General features: G+C 75.9%; 18 protein-coding genes and 1 pseudogene. 5 read left to right on the top strand and 14 right to left on the bottom strand.

What is annotated here, in order from left to right; genetic code table 11:
• Positions 1-372, bottom strand: a pseudogene (locus ACYVGT_RS22615) (hypothetical protein); the annotation flags it as partial.
• A gap of 179 nt (positions 373-551) precedes the next feature.
• On the opposite strand from ACYVGT_RS22615, the gene ACYVGT_RS22620 reads away from it, so the two are divergent.
• Positions 552-1,058 carry a YbaK/EbsC family protein gene (locus ACYVGT_RS22620; RefSeq protein ID WP_460861927.1) on the top strand — a complete coding sequence of 169 codons (507 nt, stop codon included), beginning with the start codon at positions 552-554 and terminating at the stop codon, positions 1,056-1,058.
• 545 nt (positions 1,059-1,603) lie between these two features.
• Here the strand turns inward: ACYVGT_RS22620 and ACYVGT_RS22625 are convergent.
• Positions 1,604-2,287, bottom strand: coding sequence for a hypothetical protein (locus ACYVGT_RS22625; RefSeq protein ID WP_460861930.1), 684 nt, complete (start codon positions 2,285-2,287; stop codon positions 1,604-1,606).
• On the bottom strand, positions 2,287-2,925 hold the full coding sequence (locus ACYVGT_RS22630; RefSeq protein WP_460861932.1) for an RNA polymerase sigma factor: 639 nt from the start codon (positions 2,923-2,925) through the stop codon (positions 2,287-2,289). Before ACYVGT_RS22630 ends, ACYVGT_RS22625 begins: the two co-directional genes overlap by 1 nt.
• 204 nt (positions 2,926-3,129) lie before the next feature.
• On the opposite strand from ACYVGT_RS22630, the gene ACYVGT_RS22635 reads away from it, so the two are divergent.
• A complete protein-coding gene (locus tag ACYVGT_RS22635; RefSeq protein ID WP_460861934.1) occupies positions 3,130-3,624 on the top strand; it encodes a DUF3145 domain-containing protein in 495 nt (164 codons plus the stop codon).
• A 121-nt stretch (positions 3,625-3,745) separates the two neighbouring features.
• Here ACYVGT_RS22635 and ACYVGT_RS22640 read toward each other — a convergent pair whose 3' ends face one another.
• Entirely contained in the window at positions 3,746-4,447 is a 702-nt protein-coding gene (locus ACYVGT_RS22640) for a haloacid dehalogenase type II (protein ID WP_460861937.1), read from the bottom strand.
• A 152-nt stretch (positions 4,448-4,599) separates the two neighbouring features.
• On the opposite strand from ACYVGT_RS22640, the gene ACYVGT_RS22645 reads away from it, so the two are divergent.
• A complete protein-coding gene (locus ACYVGT_RS22645) occupies positions 4,600-5,178 on the top strand; it encodes a CGNR zinc finger domain-containing protein (protein WP_460861940.1) in 579 nt (192 codons plus the stop codon).
• Here the strand turns inward: ACYVGT_RS22645 and ACYVGT_RS22650 are convergent.
• From ACYVGT_RS22650 to ACYVGT_RS22690, 9 genes are all read right to left on the bottom strand, one after another.
• Positions 5,175-5,678 carry a DUF1707 SHOCT-like domain-containing protein gene (locus ACYVGT_RS22650; RefSeq protein ID WP_460861944.1) on the bottom strand — a complete coding sequence of 168 codons (504 nt, stop codon included), beginning with the start codon at positions 5,676-5,678 and terminating at the stop codon, positions 5,175-5,177. The genes ACYVGT_RS22645 and ACYVGT_RS22650 overlap by 4 nt on opposite strands.
• A gap of 26 nt (positions 5,679-5,704) precedes the next feature.
• Entirely contained in the window at positions 5,705-6,151 is a 447-nt protein-coding gene (locus tag ACYVGT_RS22655) for a DUF1707 SHOCT-like domain-containing protein (RefSeq protein ID WP_460862055.1), read from the bottom strand.
• A gap of 185 nt (positions 6,152-6,336) precedes the next feature.
• Positions 6,337-6,780: a DUF1707 SHOCT-like domain-containing protein gene (locus tag ACYVGT_RS22660; protein ID WP_460861946.1), complete on the bottom strand. Its 444-nt coding sequence runs from the start codon at positions 6,778-6,780 to the stop codon at positions 6,337-6,339.
• A gap of 140 nt (positions 6,781-6,920) precedes the next feature.
• A complete protein-coding gene (locus ACYVGT_RS22665; RefSeq protein WP_460861949.1) occupies positions 6,921-7,754 on the bottom strand; it encodes a 3'(2'),5'-bisphosphate nucleotidase CysQ in 834 nt (277 codons plus the stop codon).
• Positions 7,751-8,764 (bottom strand): ATP-grasp domain-containing protein, encoded by a 1,014-nt coding sequence (locus tag ACYVGT_RS22670; protein ID WP_460862058.1) that lies wholly within the window; start codon positions 8,762-8,764, stop codon positions 7,751-7,753. Before ACYVGT_RS22670 ends, ACYVGT_RS22665 begins: the two co-directional genes overlap by 4 nt.
• A gap of 350 nt (positions 8,765-9,114) precedes the next feature.
• Positions 9,115-9,759 (bottom strand): HAD family hydrolase, encoded by a 645-nt coding sequence (locus ACYVGT_RS22675; RefSeq protein ID WP_460861951.1) that lies wholly within the window; start codon positions 9,757-9,759, stop codon positions 9,115-9,117.
• Positions 9,760-9,932: 173 nt separating this feature from the next.
• Positions 9,933-10,475, bottom strand: coding sequence for a YbhB/YbcL family Raf kinase inhibitor-like protein (locus ACYVGT_RS22680; protein WP_460861953.1), 543 nt, complete (start codon positions 10,473-10,475; stop codon positions 9,933-9,935).
• Between the two features lie 467 nt (positions 10,476-10,942).
• The gene (locus tag ACYVGT_RS22685; RefSeq protein ID WP_460861957.1) at positions 10,943-11,737 is read right to left on the bottom strand and encodes an enoyl-CoA hydratase; all 795 of its coding nucleotides are present in this window, start codon (positions 11,735-11,737) and stop codon (positions 10,943-10,945) included.
• Positions 11,737-12,975 carry a CaiB/BaiF CoA transferase family protein gene (locus tag ACYVGT_RS22690; protein WP_460861960.1) on the bottom strand — a complete coding sequence of 413 codons (1,239 nt, stop codon included), beginning with the start codon at positions 12,973-12,975 and terminating at the stop codon, positions 11,737-11,739. Before ACYVGT_RS22690 ends, ACYVGT_RS22685 begins: the two co-directional genes overlap by 1 nt.
• A gap of 118 nt (positions 12,976-13,093) precedes the next feature.
• Here ACYVGT_RS22690 and ACYVGT_RS22695 point away from each other — a divergent pair, with 118 nt between their 5' ends.
• Positions 13,094-14,020, top strand: coding sequence for an amidohydrolase family protein (locus ACYVGT_RS22695; protein WP_460861965.1), 927 nt, complete (start codon positions 13,094-13,096; stop codon positions 14,018-14,020).
• A gap of 101 nt (positions 14,021-14,121) precedes the next feature.
• Here ACYVGT_RS22695 and ACYVGT_RS22700 read toward each other — a convergent pair whose 3' ends face one another.
• On the bottom strand, positions 14,122-15,483 hold the full coding sequence (locus ACYVGT_RS22700) for an SLC13 family permease (protein ID WP_460861969.1): 1,362 nt from the start codon (positions 15,481-15,483) through the stop codon (positions 14,122-14,124).
• Positions 15,484-15,830: 347 nt separating this feature from the next.
• Between ACYVGT_RS22700 and ACYVGT_RS22705 the strand changes: the two genes are divergently transcribed.
• Positions 15,831-16,997, top strand: a complete 1,167-nt coding sequence (locus ACYVGT_RS22705) for a pyridoxal-phosphate-dependent aminotransferase family protein (RefSeq protein WP_460861971.1) — start codon at positions 15,831-15,833, stop codon at positions 16,995-16,997.
• The last annotated feature ends 11 nt before the right edge of the window (positions 16,998-17,008 follow it).

The following is a 17,008-nucleotide window of genomic DNA, read 5'->3' on the forward strand; positions in this document are numbered from 1 at the left end:
CCGCTGCGCCACCCGGCGCCCGGCGGCGCCGGCGGTCCCGTCGGTCCCGTCGGCTCCGTCCTGGGCGCGGATGGCCATCAGGTCGGCGCGGGCCCGGTCCGCGGTGCCGGGATGGCCGGCCGCCGCGGCCGCCTGTCCCGCGTGCCGCAGGGCGCTCACCGCGGCCTCGGTGCTGCCCTGTTCGTAGAGGCAGAGCCCCAGCAGCCGCTCGGCTTCGGCGCGCTCGCCGCCGCTCGCCCCCGGGGACTCCCGGACGCCGCGGGCGTGCGCCGCCGCCCGCACCGGGTCCGCGGCGAGCAGGCCGGCCGTGTCCGGGACCGCCGCTGCGCGCCCTGCTCCGCCGCGTCCCGCGGCCCACTGCGGTTTCGCCATACGCTGCCCCTCCGTCCGGCGCCGCGGCCGAGTGCTCGCGGTGCGTAACAGAAGCACCGCACACCGCGGTCCCGGTGTCCAGTGGGGCAGAGGAACTGCCACTCTGGCCGACCGGGCGAGAGCGCAGCTACGGTGGCTTTCGGGCCCGCCCGGGCCCGGAAACGGCGATGGGAGGACCGGTGGCGGACGAGAGGGCGCAAGCCGTGGCGGAAGAGGCGCTGCCGGAGCGCAGCAGGAAGGTCGCCGCGGTACTCGCGGCCGCCGGCCACCCGGTGTCGGTCCGGGTGCTGTCCTCCGACGCGCGGACCGCGGCGCTGGCAGCGGAGGCACTGGGCTGCCCGGTCGGCGCGATCGCCAATTCACTGGTCTTCTCCGCGGCCGGAACCCCGGTCCTCGTGCTGACCAGCGGCGCGCACCGCGTCGCGACGAAGGCGCTGGCCGGACGCCTCGGACTGCCGTCGCTGGACCGCGCCGACCCCGCGCTGGTCCGGGCCGCGACCGGACAGGCCATCGGCGGCGTCGCCCCGGTCGGCCACCCCGCGCCGCTGCTCACCGTCGTCGACCCGGCCCTGGGCGCCTACGACCGCGTCTGGGCGGCTGCCGGCACCCCGAACACCGTCTTCGCGACCACCCGCGCCGACCTCCTTGCGCTGACCGGGGGCCGCGACCTCCCGGTCGCCGACTGACCGGAAATCCGGCCGAACCGCCCCCGCGGCGGCGGCCCGCACGGTGTTGCGGGCCCCGCAGACCTGCTCGCCTGCGCTGTCCGGATCCGCCCCGGGGAAGTCCCTCCCGGCGCGGGAGGACCCTGCCCGGCGCCGGTTTCCGGCCCTGCCCTACGTCCTGCAAGGGGCTTGCGGAAACACCGGCTGAGGGCTCTCCGCGCGCCGGGTGCCGGACCCGGTGGCGGACCGGGCCCCGGCCCGCAGCCGGGGGCGCGATCCCCCGCTCCGACCGCGGGGGGCGCCGCACCGCTGTGGAGGCGGGTTTGGAGTCAGCGGCGCTTGCGGCGAGGGCCCTCGACCCCTCCCCGCGCCGCCGGGGTGCGGGGGAGTGCCGGACCGCTGGAGGGCGCCTGGCCGGCGGTGGTCGTCCCCGGCGGCCGGGTACACCGGGTGCAGGTCCGCGGTCCAGCGGCCGCTGGCCGGGCTCCCGGCCGAGAACGGGGTGCCGGGCCGGCCCGCGGGTGCAGCCGGACGTGCTGGAGGGGCAGTGTCCGCCGCGGCGCGGCTCAGATGGCGGTCCACTCGGTGGTGAACGGGGGGAGGCCGGCGGATTCGAAGAGGATCCGGAGCGGGCCGCGGGGGAGGGAGCGGGCGACGAAGACGCCGTCCGGGTCCAGTTCGGCGGTAGTGGTGCCGGCGGCGTGGTCGAGGACGGCGCGGCCCGGGGACGGCGGGTCGAGGCGGCCGGCGAGGTGGCGGAGGCCACCGTCCTCGGTGATCTGGACCCGTACAGACCGGTCGGGCGGCGGGGCGGTGAAGACGAGGAAGCGCGGCGCACCGGGCCCCGAGCGGACCGTGGCCGTTCCGGGGATCGGTGCCACCGCGGAGTCGCCCGAGAGGGCCGCGATCGCGGCATCCGGGCGTCGGCGGCGGAAGGCCGCCGCAACCACCGGCGCCAGTTCGCTGGCGGGCCCCGCACTCTCGGCCCCGCCGGGCCCGGAAGCGCCGCGGTCTGCGGCCAGCTGGCTGCGGAGCGCCGCGATGAAGCGCTCGTCGGCCTCGCCGGAAGGCGGCGCGGGCGCGGGCTCGCCGTGCGAGCGGGCGGGCTCGGCGCCGTCCGCTGGTCCGGGCTCGGGAGTGCCGCGGTGCAGGAACGCTTCGGCGTCCGCAGAGCCGCTGCCGGGGCCGCCGGCGCCCTCAGCAGCGGCGGCCCGGCCGTCGCCGGCCGGGCCGTTGCAGGGGGCAGACATCACAGGGTCCAGCGTGGTTCGGACGGGGCGGGCCGGGGCTCTGGGCGGTCGTCCAGGGCCGGGATGCCGAAAGCGCGGGGGTCGCGGCGCAGCCGGCTGCGGAGGTGGCGGCGCGCGCGTTTGCGGGCCACCTCGATCTCGCTCTTCGGCAGGCCGGTGCACTCCGCGGCTTCGGCGGCCGACGTCCGGGGCCGGTACAGGTCGAGGGCGAGCAGGGTCCGGTCGGGCTCGGGCAGGGCGGCGATGGCGGCGTGCACGCGCCGGTCGCGCTCTTCGGCGAGCGTCTGGGTCTCGGGGTCGCGGTGGTCGACGGCGTGCAGTTCCGAGGGGTCGGTCGGCGCCGTGCGGCTCGCCCGCCGGCGCTGGCGGACGGCGGCGTCGTGGGTGGTCCGGGCGATCCACCGGCCGATCGCGGCCGGCTCCCGGATCCGGTCGAGGTGCTCGGCGAGCAGGCACCAGACCGTCTGCTTGGCATCGTCGGCGTCGGCGTGGGTGAGTCGGTAGAGGGCGACGATGGAGCCCACCATCGCCCGGTAGCGCTGCATGAGGGCGGCGAACGCATCGGCGTCTCCGGCGCGTGCGCGCAGCAGTAGGACTTCGGGCTGGACGCTCTGACAGGTCTGGTCTCCCAATGGCACCCCGAGTAGACTCGCGGACCCTTTGCCGACAACGCTAGCCGCGACACGCCCCCTGCGGGCGGGAATACCGGATCCGGTCACGGGCGCCCTGGTGCCCCGGGGGTCGATGGGGCACAATGGCCACCGGAGAACTCTCGAACGGACGGTTCCTCCGCGGTGAACGAGGGCGTCGGGGAAGCGCACTCGTTCACATCAGGAGGTTCGGTGTCCGCACGTGGCGTCTTGTATGTCCACTCCGCGCCCGCGGCGCTGTGCCCACATGTCGAGTGGGCGGTCGCGGGCGTCGTCGGTGTACCCGTAAAGCTGGAATGGGGCGATCAGCCCGCAGCTCCCGGGGCACACCGTGCTGAGCTCAACTGGGCGGGCGCGCCGGGGACGTCCGGCGCGCTGGCCTCCGCCCTCAACGGGTGGCAGCGCCTGCGCTACGAGGTGACCGAGGAAGGGTCGCCCGGCTGCGACGGCGTGCGCTACAGCTACACGCCCGCCCTCGGCGTGTTCACCTCGGTGATGAGCGCGGCGGGCGAGGTCCTGGTGCCCGAGGCGCGCATCCGCGCCGCCCTGGAGCGCGCCGCGGCAGGGGAGATCGAGCTCGACGCGGAGCTGGACCGGCTCACCGGCCGGGTCTGGGACGAGGAGCTCGAGCCGTTCCGCTACGCCGGCGACGGCGCCCCGGTCCGCTGGCTGCACGCCGCCGGCTGACGGCGGTCTGGCCGGATACGGACGCACCGCCCTCGGATCCAGCCGGTCCGGCCCGCCACTGCCGGCCTGTCCGCAACCCCTGCTCGCCGGCGGCAGGGCGGCCCGGTTCGGGGGCCGCGGCTCAGCGGAGCCCGGCGGCACCTCCGGCCAGCTGGCCGGCGAGATCATCCAGTCCGCCGGCGTGCAGGTCGAAGCGGTCGGACGGGGACGGCGGGTCTCCCGCGGGGCGGCGGACATAGGCGGTGCGCAGGCCCGCTGCCCGCGCCGCTCGCAGGTCCCACGCGTGGGCCGCCACCATGAGCAGCCGCTCCGGGGGCCGGCCGGCGGCTTCTGCGGCGAGCCGGTAGACCGCGGGGTCGGGCTTGTAGCTCCGGACCTCCTCCGCCGAGAGCGCCTGGTGCCAGCGCAGACCGGCGTGCGCGCTGATCTCCAGCAGTGCCGCCCGGCCGGCGTTGGAGAGGCCGACGACCGGGAAGCCCTCGGCGAGCCGCGCCAGGCCCGAAGCGGAGTCGGGCCAGGCGGGGAGCCGGCGGGCCGAGCGCGCGAGCTCCGCCGCCTCCGGATGGGCCGCACCGGCCGCGCGCGCGACGATCTGCGCGGCCTCCCGGTCCAGGGCGCCCCCCGGCGGATAGGACCGGCCGCCGTCGAGAACGCGCTGCTGCTCGCGTTCGATGTGGCCTGTCCAGAGCGCGAGCAGCCGGTCGGCTTCGGTGCGGCCGGACTCCGGCGCCAGTCGGAGGATGCCGGCCCGCAGGCCGGACGGTTCGTCGACGAGCGTGCCGAGCACGTCGAAGACCAGGGTGTCGATCGCCGTTTCCGGCACGGTGCCTCCAAGGTGCGGGGGAGCGGCGCGTGGTGCGGGTGCGCGCCCCGGAGCCCGCGCCCGGTAAGGGGTAAAGTGACGCTTCAGTGAAGCTAGACCGAAGTGGGTAAGGGATGCAAGTCGCTTTAGGGGATTACGTATGGGCGGCGGGGGTGGCGACCGATCTGGCCAACACCGGAGCGGACGTCTGGCGCGGCGACGACCACCTCGCCGACCTGGCGGCCCTCGCCGCATTCGCCGACCTGCACGATGATCCGCCCGGCGGCGGAGCCCCGCTGGGCGCGGCGGCGCGCCGTGCGGACGCGGCCGGACTGAGCGCCGTGCACGCCCTGCGCGCCACCGTGCGCGACCTGATCGGCAGCCCCGAGCGGGACCGCCTGATCGGCGGCGCAACTGCGCTCACCGGGACCGCCCGCGGGGCGACCCTTGCTCCCGACCCCGCGCGCCCCGGCCGCACCCGGTGGGCGCTGGAGCCCGCGCCTGCGGCGGACGTCGCCGACCGACTCTCACTCGTCTGCGGTGTGGGCGTCCTCGGCGTGCTGCACGCCCTCGGCACGGAGCGGTTCCGGCCCTGCGCCGCGCCCGGCTGCCAGGGGGTGTTCATCGACGCGACCCGTCCCGGCCGGCGGCGCTACTGCATGCCCGGCCTGTGCGGGAACCGGGTCAACGTCGCCAACCACCGCGCCCGCCGCGCCGCGCAGCAGGACATCCGCCCGCCCGGCACGACCTAGCGGGGCTCCTCCTCGTCCTCGAACGGAAGGGCGCCGACCGTCGCGGCGAGGGTGAAGACGAACATGAAGCCGATCGGCACCAGGGGCCAGAAGGGCAGGATCCGGTCGGCCATCACGCTGGTGACCGCCCAGATCGCGAGCAGCACGATCGAGACCGCGGTCAGGCCGCGCCACGGGTCCAAGCGGCGGTGCCGCGCCCGGCGGGCGCGCTCGGCGGCGGCCTCGGCGCCGTCGGTGCCGGCGTCCGGCGGCGGCTCCGGGGGTTCGGGCAGGTCGGAGGTGATTCCCTCCAGGTCGCCCGCGACGACGGCGGCCAGCGCCAGGTCGAGGCGCTCGTGGTACTCCGCGAGCGTCAGCCGCCCCTCCTGGAGGGCGGTCGCCAGGCGGCGGGCAACCGCATCGCGCTCGGCGTCGCCCACCCGCATCCGCGCGGGCGGCACCCCCGCGTCCGGCCGCAGATTCGGGACACCGGTGTCCGCAGGCGTTTCGTGGCTCCCCATCCGTGTCACCCTCCTCGCCCCGGGGCTCAGCTGTGCGCCCCCGGGTCCTCGTCCGGCCAGATGGCGGCCGCGAGCAGGATCGCGGCCCAGATCCCGAGCGGCACCAGCGGCCAGAAGGTCACCAGGGTGCCGCTCATGATGCTGGTGACGCCCCAGATCCCGGCCATGATCACTGCGCCGCCCAGCCACCACCGCCACTCTTCGCCCCACTCCCGCCAGCGCGACGGCGCCGGCCCGATCGCGGCGCCGGCCGGGTGGCGGTCCCCGTCCGCGGCGCCGGTGCGGACCGGGTCCGCGGGCGCGGCGGGCGGCTCGGGGAGGTCGGCGGTGAGCGCCGCGAGGTCGGCGCGGTGCACGGCGGCCATCGCGGCGTGCAGGCGCTCGTCGTATTCGGCCAGGGTGAGGCGGCCTTCAGCAAGTGCGGCGGCGAGGCGTTCGGCGGCGGCGTCCCGGTCTGCATCCGAAGCGCGCATACCGCCGTCCGGGCCACGCTCGTCCTCCACCGGCGCCACCCCCTGCCGAGATGTGGGGCACCTCACGATACGCGGAGGAGCGGCGCGAGGAAAGGCTCGGCCGCAGGGCCCGGGGTACCGCAACGGCCCCTGCGGCCGTGCTGCGCCCGCCGCGGCCGGGCCCGGCCGCGGTCAGCTGCGGCCGGTCAGTCGCAGGACGAGGTGAGGCGGCCCGCCACGAGGACCGCGGCCCAGATCCCGAGCGGGATCAGCGGCCAGAAGGTGCCGAACCCGGAGGTGATGCCGGTGACCGCCCAGATCGCGGTCATGATGACCGCCGCGCCGAGCCAGTTCCGCCAGTCGTCGTCGATCCGGTCCCACGGCCGCTTCCGCGGCCCGTCCTCCCGGGCGCCCAGGTCGACGGGCCCCGCAGCGTGTCCGTCCGCCCCGACGGGGGCGTCCGGCAGGTCGGCGGTGAGCGGGACGAGCTGGCCGGTGGTGGTGGACCGCATGGCCGAGTCCAGCCGCTCCTGGTACTCGTCCAGGTCGAGGCGTCCGTCGGCGAGCGCTGCAGAGAGCCGGTCGGCGACAGCGCTGCGCTCCGCATCGGAAGCGCGCAGCCCGCCTGCGCCTGCTGGGTCACTGGTCACGGGGAGCCTCCTCGGCACGGGCCCTCGGCCGCCCCCGCGGCCGAATCCGCCTCCTCCGACGCTAGGCCCGGTCCGCGGGTTCCGGCAAGGTCCGAGCGGAGGGGGCGGCGTCCTCCGAACGGGTGACACCGCCCGCCGCCTCAGGGCGCCCCGGGATCCCCGCCCGCCATGCCCGCCTCCCGCGCCCACCGCGCCACCTCGGCGCACGTGCCCGGGCTGGTGGCGCCGACCAGCCCGGTGGCCTCGTAGCCCCCGGAATGGGTGAACGGCGCACCGTCGAGCCGGAGCAGGCCGCCGCCGGTCTCGGCCAGCAGCAGCTGCGGTGCGGCGATGTCCCAGTCGCGCACGGGTACGTCCTTGACGAACAGCTGCGCCACCCCCTCCGCGATCCGGCACAGCTTCAGCGCGATGCTGCCGCACTCCTGGTACTCGGCGAACCCGAAGCGGTCGTAGGCGGCCCGGGCGATCCCGCGCGGCTCCGGCGTGTTGTCGATGAGCGCTCCGGCGCCCGGCGGGGCGGCCGCCAGCGGGGCGAGCCGGCGTCCGTTGCGCTCGGCGCCCATGCCGCGCACCGCCGTGTACATGACGTCGTTCTCCGGCGCGTAGACCACCGCCAGTACCGGGCGCCCCCGCTCCACCAGCGCGGCCTGGGTGACATAGCCGGGGAAGCCGTGCACGTAGGAGGCGGTGCCGTCGATCGGATCGATCATCCAGTACCGCTCGGGCCGCAGCTCCGGCAGCGCGTCCGGGTCCTCCTCGCTGAGCACCGGAACCCCCGGCGCCGCCGCGGTGAGCCGCTCGCTGAGCGCGGTGTGCGCCAGCGCGTCGGCCCGCGCCTTGAACTGGGCGCCCTCCCAGACGCCGCTGACGGCGCCGGAGTCGGAGCGCCACTCCCGCAGCAGCACCCCGACTTCCAGGGCTGCCTGGACCGCGGCCGGGAGCAGCGCATCCGCCGGGTAGGGACCGAGGTTCACCGCACCACCTGCGCGATCACCGGCGGCTCGCACTCGCGCATCGGCACCGACCGCTCCGGCGCCACCGAGAACGACGCGAACGTCGACTCGTCGATGAACTCGTCGGTCCAGCGGCGCACCATCACCACGCCCTCCCGCCACTCGTCGGCCAGCGGCGGCCCGTCCAGCACGGCCTGCCGCACCAGGCCGGCGACCTCGTCCACGCCCGACTCGACGGTCAGCGGTGCCGTCGAGGAGAAGCGCGGGTTGATCTCGAAGATGCGCGGCTCGCCCGCCTCGTCCAGCGCGAGCTGCACGTTGAACGGGCCGTCGGCGCCGAGCCGCTCCTGCACCGCGGCACACACGTCGGCGACGCGCTGGTGGCGGCGGGTGATCGCGAACTTGGTGACGCCCCGCTTGAGCACCACCTCCTTGGGCACCACCGCCTGCACGGAGCCGTCGCGCCACACCACCACCGAGACCGTGTACTCCTGGCCCGGCGCCAGCTCCTGCACGATGAGGTCCTCGGAGGCGTAGCCGCTGTCGGTGATGACTCCGCCCAGCTCCTCGGCGGTGCGGCACACCGCGACGCCGCGGCTGCCGCGCCCCGAGCGCGGCTTGACCACCACCGGCGGTTCCGGCGTGCCGTCCCACTCGGAGGCGAGGCTGGTGGCCGGTACCGGCAGCCCGGCGGCGGCCAGCCGGCGGGTGAGCGCGTACTTATCCAGGCAGGTGCGGATGAACGCGGGCCGCGGCAGCAGGACCCGGAGGCCGGGGCGGTCGAGGCCGGCGGCGGCCACCAGCTCCTCGTCGACCAGCGGGATCAGGGCGTCCGCGTGCTCCTGCGCGCAGACCGCCGCCAGCGCCCCGGCGAAGTCCGGGCTGCCCCCCGGCGGGATGAGATGGCTGGAATCGGCCAGGTAGAGGCCGGGTGCCGAGGAGTCGATGTCGGTGGCGACGACTCGGAAGCCCTGCCGCCGCAGATGGACGATGGTGCTCGACGTCGCCGCCGACCCCGCGGTCGTAACCACCACGGTCGGCCGCTCGGAAGCCTGTTCAGCGGTCACCGGTGAACCCTCTCCGCTCGGTGCTCTCCTACGGGTGCTGTGCCTTCGGATGGCACGGAACCTCGCTGTGTTCGGACCGAAGGCGGCGCCTCGGCGACCGAGGCTCCTCCCCGGGGAGGGGGCTGCGGCGGGGCCCGGTCCCGGCGGGCGGTCGATCCCTTGCGCACCGAGCGTAGGACGGCGCCGTCCGGGGGTGCTGCCCGTTGGCCGGTTCCGGTTTCCAGGACAACCGCGGGTACGGGATCGACGTGCTGCGGCGGCGCGCTCCGGCACCGCCTCCGCCGGGCGCCCGGACGGTGCGGCCGCGGGTGCGGTCAGCGGGCTGCGGACGCCTCCCGCGGTTCGGGGCCCAGGTGCTCGGCGGCAAAGGCGCGCAGGCCAGCGGGGCCGGTGTAGTGCAGCGCGGTCAGACCGGCCACCTCGGCCGCCTGCACGTTCTCGGCGCGGTCGTCGACGAACAGCGCCCCGCCGGGCCCGGCGCCGACCGCCTCCAGAGCGCGCGTGTAGGCGGCGGGCTCGGGCTTGCAGGCGCCGATGTCGCAGCTGAATACCGCGGCCGCGAACGGCGCGAGCAGCGGCGACGCGCGCAGTGCGCCGGCGATGCCGTGCGGCGCGTTGGACAGCAGGCCGAGGCGGACGCCGCGCGCCGCGAGTGCGCCGAGCAGGTCGACCACCTCGGGGTCGGGGCGCAGCCAGGAGGCGACGTCGGCGCTCCACAGCTGCTGCACCTGCGCGGCCGACCAGCGGGCGCCGCAGCGGTCGGCGACGCGGCGCCAGTATTCGCCGCCGCTGCGGCCGCGGTCGTAGCCGCTCCGCTCGGCCCAGTAGGCCGCCCAGAACCCGGCCGGATCGACGCCGGCGGCCGCCTCCATCGCGGCCCGGTCGGCGACCGGCTGCGGCAGCGAGACGACCTCTCCGTAGTCCACGATGAGGGCGGGCAGCGGGCGGTCATGCACCATGGGGACTCCGTTCACCGCGACTGCGAGTGCGATCGCACACACCCTAAAGCGCGCATCCGCCCCGGGGCACGAGCCCCGCGCGGGGCCCGGACCGGGACGGCGTGCGATCCCGCATTCCGGCGGGCCCCGAACCGGCCCCACCGCCGACCGCGGCCGGCGGCGGGGCCGGGGGGTCACTTCACTTCGAAGACCGGGGTGACGATCGCGCGGGCGAGTGCGGTGGAGAACAGGTTGAAGCCGAGGAACGCCGGGGTCGCCGACGCGTCGACGTCGAGGGCGGGCACCTGCACGGCGTGCACCGCGAACATGTACCGGTGCGGGCCGTGCCCGGCCGGCGGGGCGGCGCCGAGGTACCGGTGCGCCCCGGCGTCGTTGCGCAGGGTCACCGCGCCCGCGGGCAGCCCGGCGCCGTCCTCGCCGCCCGCGCCGGCGGGCAGCGCCGTCACCGACGCCGGGATGTTCGCCACCGCCCAGTGCCAGAACCCGCTGGCCGTGGGCGCGTCGGGGTCGAAGCAGGTCACGGCGAAGCTCTGCGTCCCGGCGGGGAAGCCGCTCCAGGACAGCTGCGGCGAGACATCCTCTCCGCCGGCGCCCATGATGCCGCTGACCTGCGCGGTGGGCAGGGGAGCCCCGTCGGCCACCGACTCGCTGGTGAGGGTGAAGGACGGGACCTCGGGCAGGAAGTCGTACGGGGACGGGGGCTGGGACGCGGCCACAGTGTGCCTCCTTGGCAGAGCTCGTCAGGGTCCTGGAGCCGGAACGGGCGGCCGGCGCGGGACCGGCGGCGCCGTCCGGCTCCGGTCCAGGTCTACCGCGCCGCGGCCCGCTGCGGCCAACCGGCGGCTGCGACCGGGCCGCCGCGCCGGGGGAGGTCTGGAGCGCGGGCCCGGATCCGCCGGGGCGCGCTGCCGTCGGCACGCGGGCGCGGCCGCCCTCCGGCCCCGCCCCGGCCCGGGCGGCAGGACCGGGGCTCCGCGGGAAGCCCGTGCAGTGGGCGGCCCTCCGTGCGGGCCCGGGAGACCTCCAGGCGCGGCCGGGTTCGCGCGGCGGTCCGCCTGGGAGGGCCCTCTATCCCGCGCGGCAGCGGGACCGCGGCCCCGGCACCGCGCTCAGCCGCCGCGTGCGGGCGGCCGCCCGCCGCACCTCTGCCGGCCGGCCCGGGCAGAGGCGCGGCGTCCGCTGGTCAGCGGCCGGTCCAGGTGGGCCGGGTGCCGTCGGTGAAGGCGCGGACGGCACCGGCGAAGTCGGCCGAGCCGAAGGCGGTGCCCACGACGTCGGCGTCCTCGGGCAGCGCGGCGCGGCGCATGCGCCGGGTGAGCTCCTTCGCCGCCCACATGGTGATCGGCGCCTGCGAGAGGAACCGGCCGACGGTCTCCTCCGCCAGCGCCGCAAGCTCCTCCGGTGCGCAGACCTCGGCCGCGAACCCCGCCGTGTGCGCCTCGGCGGCCGACAGGAAGCCGGCGCGGAGCAGCAGGTCGGTCGTGCGCGCCGCGCCGAGCCGCTGGTGCAGCAGCGACAGCGTGTTCGCCGACAGGCAGTTGCCCAGGGTGCGGGCGATCGGTACGCCGAACCGGGCCGTGTCGTCGGCCAGCCGCAGGTCGCACGCTGCCGCAATCGCCAGGCCGCCGCCGACGCAGTAGCCGCGGACCACCGCCACCGACGGCACGTCCAGATCCTCGATCCGGTTGACAACCCGGGTCACGCCGGCCTCGTAGTCCACCCCGTCCTGGGGCGAGGAGAAGTCCGCGAACCCGCCGATGTCGGTGCCGGCGACGAAGGCCCGGTCGCCCGCGCCGCGCAGCACCACCGCCCTGACCTCGGGGTCGGCGTCGGCCCGCTCGCACGCCTGGTACAGCCCTTCGTACATCTCGGGGGTCATGGCGTTGCGGGCCCGGGGCCGGTTGAACACCACGGTGAGCACGCCGCCCTCGACCCCGGTGATCAGGTCGGGGCCGTCCGCCTCTGTCTGCCCGCCCATCAGTTCCCCTCTCCGTTCGCGCCGGCCTGCTGCTGCGGTACCCCGCCGGCCGGAGTGCCGGGGAGCGGCCCGAGCTCACTCAGCACCGCATCGGTGTCCCGCCCGAGCCGCGGGCCGGGCGTGTCCCGCCGGGCCGGGGTGGCCGAGAGCCGCATCGGCGACCCCAGCTGGCGCACCCCGCCCAGCGCGGGGTCCTCGGCCTCCCACACGAACCCGCGCTCGGCCACCGCCGGGTCGGTGAACGCCTGCCCGTGGTCGAGGATCGGCGCGCAGGGGACGCCGTGCTCGGTCCAGGCGGCGACCAGCTCGGCCCGGCTCCACTGCTCCGTGGTCCGCTCGATGTCGGCGATCAGCTCCGCGCGCAGGGCGAACCGGGAGCCGCTGGTGGCGTACCGGTCGTCGGCCGCCAGGTCGGGCCGGTCCAGCGCCGCGCAGAACCCCGTCCATGTGGCCGGAGTGATGGCGCCCGCCGTCACCCAGCCGTCCCGCGCACGCAGCGCCTGGTAGGGCGCCTGGCTCTGGTGCGCCGACCCGCTGCGGGCGCCCACCTCGCCGCTGCCGAAGTAGCGTCCGGCCTCCCAGACCGAGTAGGACAGGCCGGCCTCCAGCAGCGACACGTCGACGCGCTGCCCGCCGCCGCCGGAGTCGCGGTGCCGCAGTGCCGCCATCACGCCCAGCGCGAGGTAGAGGCCGCAGGTCAGGTCGCAGATCGGTACGCCCACCTTGACCGGCCCCGACTCCGGTGTGCCGGTGACGGCCATCAGCCCGGACCGCGCCTGGGCCATGATGTCCAGCCCGGGCCGGTCGGCGAGCGGGCCGTCCTGGCCCCAGCCCGATCCGGAGGCGTACACCAGCTCCGGGTTCTCCGCCCACAGCTCCTCGGGGCCGAGGCCGAGGCGGACCATCGCGCCCGGCCGCAGGTTCTCCAGGACGACGTCGGCGCGGCGCGCCAGCGCGCGGAACGCCGCGCTGCCCTCCGCCGACTTCAGGTCCAGGACCACCGACTCCTTGTTCCGGTTCAGCCGCAGGAACGGAGAGCTCTCCCCGTCCAGGTGCGGACCGGTCTCGCGGACCGGGTCGCCGGCGGGCGGCTCCACCTTGATCACCCGCGCTCCCAGGTCGGCCAGCTGCATGGCGGCGAACGGCGCCGCCATGAACACGCCGACCTCGAGCACGGTCACCCCCTCCAGGGCCGCCCCCGGCCGCGGGTCCTGTTCCGGTTCGGTGCGCTGCACCATCGGCGTCCGCCTCCCTATCCTGCCTATGAGCTAGTGATCTATTGTCTACAATCTGTTCTCCGCGGCGCCGCCCGGGGCTTGCTCCGGCGGCGCCTGCCGCACCCCCCCGGGAGCCGCCATGCGATCTGCACGCTTTTCGGACAGTGCCGCCGAGGCCGACGCTGACGCCGCCGGCGCCGCGCTGTCAGTCGCCGACCTCGGGTCCTCGGCGGCCGCCGTCGACGCCCACCAGCACTTCTGGCCGGCCGGGACCCGCCGGCCCGACCCCGCCGCGCCGGAGCTCGACGGCGAGTTCGCCCCCGGGCACCTGGCCGCGGAGCTGGAGGGCAGTGAGATCGGCCGGACGGTGCTGGTGCAGTGCACCGCCGGCAGCGCCGAGAACGACCGGCTGGCGCGGTACGCCGCAGTGTTCCTCCCGGTGGGTGCGGTGGTGGCCTGGCTGCCGCTGCTGGAGCCGCGCCCGGCGCGCGAGGAGCTCGCCCGGATCCGCTCCGCGGTGCCGCTGCTGCGCGGCGTGCGGACCGCGCTGCCCGCGGACGCCACCGCCGCCGATCTGATCCCGGCGCTGACCCGGGTGGCCCGCGCCGGCCTGGTCTGGGAGGTCGTCCTCGCCCGCCCGGAGCACGCCGCCCTCGCGGCCGAGGTGGCCCAGGCACTGCCCGACCTGCCCGTCGTCATCGACCATCTCGGCACTCCGCCGCTCGCCGGCGGCGATCCCGCACCCTGGCGGGCGGCCATGGCGCGGCTGGCCGCTCTGCCCGGTACCGCGGTGAAGGTGTCGGTGGGCCGCGATGCCCTGGCCGGCTGGGAGTGGAGCGCCGCGGAACTGCGGCCCTGGGTGCGCGACGCCTTCGACGCGTTCGGTGCCCACCGGTGCATGCTCGCCGGGAACTGGCCGGTCATCCGCGCCGCCGCCAGCCACGCGCAGGCGTGGGGCGCGCTGCGGGCCGCGGTGGCGGCGGCGGGCGCCTCGCCGCATGTGCGGGCCGGCGCCGCCGGCGGGACGGCGCGGGAGTGGTTCGGCGTGCCCGACGGGGCGGCCTGACGCCGCGGCGCCTGGCGCCGCGGCTGACCGCCGCGGCGGGAGGGGCGACTCCCGCCGCAGCGGCGCCGGAGGGCCGGCCGGTCAGGGTGCGGGCCGGGCACTCACAGCCAGCCGGGAACGACGAACACGCCCCAGGCGATGAGCGGGGCCACGATGATCATGCTCATGCCCCACTGCATCAGCCGGCGGAACACCAGGTCGCGCTCCTCCGGCTGGGAGTTGGCGACGACCAGGGCGCCGCTGGTGGAGAACGGCGAGGTGTCGACCACCGAGGAGGAGATCGCCAGTGCGGTGATCAGCCCGATCGCGCCGACGTCGCCGGTGAGCAGGAACGGCACGGCCAGCGGGATGAGCGCGCCGAGGATGCCCGTGGTGGACGCGAACGCCGAGACGGCGCCGCCGATCAGGCAGATCACGAACGCGGCCAGCAGCGGGACGCCGATCGAGGCGACGCTGTCGCCGAGGAAGTCGATCGTGCCCATGCGCTCCATCAGGCTCACATAGGTGACGATCCCGCAGATCAGCAGCACCGTCGGCCACGCGACGGCGTCGACCGCGCCCTTCACCCCGCGCGGCGAGACGAGGGTGAGGACCACCGCCACGCTGATCGCCATCAGGCCCACGTCGAGCTCGAACGCCAGCGCACCCACCGCCAGCACGACGAGGCCGATCAGGGTGAGGCCCACGTTGAGGCTGAACGGGGCGTCGTCGGGGTCCTTCGCTGGTGCTGCGGTCGCGGTCGCCGCGCCCGCGGGGAGGGTGTCGCCGGAGGCCGGGGCGCCGCCGCTCCCGCCGCCGGCGGGGGTGCCACCGGAGGGGGCGGCGCCGGTGGAGCCGAGCCCGTCGCCGTCGCGGCGGCCGAGGAGCGCGCGGCCGCCGAACATGAAGAAGACGGCGATGCTCAGCAGCAGGTTGAAGAAGAACGAGGCCGCGAAGAGCAGCAGCGGCGAACCCTCCAGGCCGCTGCGGTCCACGACGCCGTTGGTGATGGTGCCGAAGATGCTGACCGGCGAGAACCCGCCGGCGCTGGCGCCGTTGACGATGAGCAGGCCCATGAGCACCGGGTTGATGCCATAGCGGCGGGCGAAGCCCAGGCCGATCGGCGCGATGATCGCGACCGCGGCCGGGACCACCGAGCCCGCGGCGGTGAGCACGGCGGTCACGCCGAACATCACCCAGGGGATGAGCGCGATGCGCCCGCCCACCAGCCGGACCGCAGCCTGCACCAGCCAGTCGACGGTGCCGTTGTTCTTGGCGATCGCGAAGAGGTAGGTGACCCCGACCAGGATCACGAACAGGTCGCCGGGGAATCCGCCGAAGATGTCGTCGGTCGACTCGCCGGCGACGGCGAGCCCAACGATGAAGGCGGCGACGAGGGCCAGGGCGCCCATATGCGCGCTGGTCAGGGTGGCGATGAGGAAGACGAGGACGAGGACGAGGATCGAGATGACTTCTGCTGGCACGAGGCCCCCTGGAAAAGGGTCGTCGGCGGGAGTCGGCTGCAGGGCGCGTGGTCCGCCGGCCGCGGGGGCGGGCTGGGGGATGGCGGACGGGCGCCACGGGGGGTGCTGTCGGAGCGTCTCGGGGGGTGCGTCCGAACCTTTCCATATATTGGAAAGATAATTCTGTCTAGCAGAAGTATCCGCATCCGCTTTGGCACAGTCAAGCATTGCTTGAGATGCGAGTCACAGTAAAGTGGGATTCTGGGATTCGCCAGGGGGTTGTGAGGCTCTCGTTCGATGTCTATGGTCCGAAGAGATTCATAAAGCGAAAACGATCTTCCGCATAGCGGATATCCGAGAGGTTTGCCATGGACGCCGCCACCGGCCGCCACTTCCTCCAGATCCCCGGCCCCTCCGCAGTGCCCGACTCCGTGCTCCGCGCCATGGCCGCGCCGACGATCGACCACCGCGGCCCCGCCTTCGCCGAGCTCCTCAGCGGGCTCCTCGCCGACCTGCCGCCGCTGTTCGGCACCACCGGCCCGGTCGTCGTCTACCCGTCCTCGGGGACCGGCGCATGGGAGGCGGCGCTCGCCAACACGCTCTCCCCGGGCGACGCCGTCGTGTGCAGCGAGACCGGCCACTTCGCCACCCTGTGGCACGCGATGGCCACCCGGCTGGGCCTGGACGCCGAGCTCATCCCGGGCGACTGGCGCCGGGGCGCCGAACCCGAGCGGATCGCCGACCGGCTCGCCGCCGACACGGGCCACCGCATCAAGGCGGTCTGCGTCGTGCACAACGAGACCTCCACCGGCGCCGTGTCGCGCATCGCCGACGTCCGCGCCGCGATGGACGCGGCCGGCCACCCCGCGCTGCTGCTCGTCGACACCATCTCCTCGCTGGGCTCGCTGGACTACCGGCACGACGAGTGGGGCGTCGACGTCACCGTCTCCTGTTCGCAGAAGGGCCTGATGCTCCCGCCGGGCCTGGGCTTCAACGCCGTCAGCCCCAAGGCGCTGGAGGCGTCCGCCACGGCGCAGCTGCCCCGGTCGTTCTGGGACTGGCGGCCGCACCTGGAGGCCAACGCCACCGGGTTCACCCCCTACACCCCCGCCACCAACCTGCTCTACGGCCTGCGCGAGTCGCTGGACATCCTCAACGCCGAGGGCCTTCCGGCGGTCTTCGAGCGGCACCAGCGCTACGGCCGCGCCGTCCGCGCCGCCGTGCGCGCCTGGGGGCTGGAGGTCCTCTGCGCCGACGAGCGCGAGTACTCCGGCGTGCTCACCGCCGTGCTGCTGGACGAGGCCGACGACGCCGACCGGGTGCGCGCCGTCATCCTCGACCGCTACGACATGTCGCTCGGTGCGGGCCTGGGCCGGCTGGCCGGCCGGGTCTTCCGCATCGGCCACCTGGGCCACACCAACGACCTCACCATCGCCGGGGCGCTCGCCGGGGTCCAGATGGGCCTTGCCCGCGCCGGCGTCACCACGGACGGCGACGGCCTCGCGGCGGCGCTGGACGAGCTCGACCGGCACTGACCTTCGCCCCA

The sequence above is a fragment of the Nocardiopsis coralliicola genome, assembly GCF_054779695.1.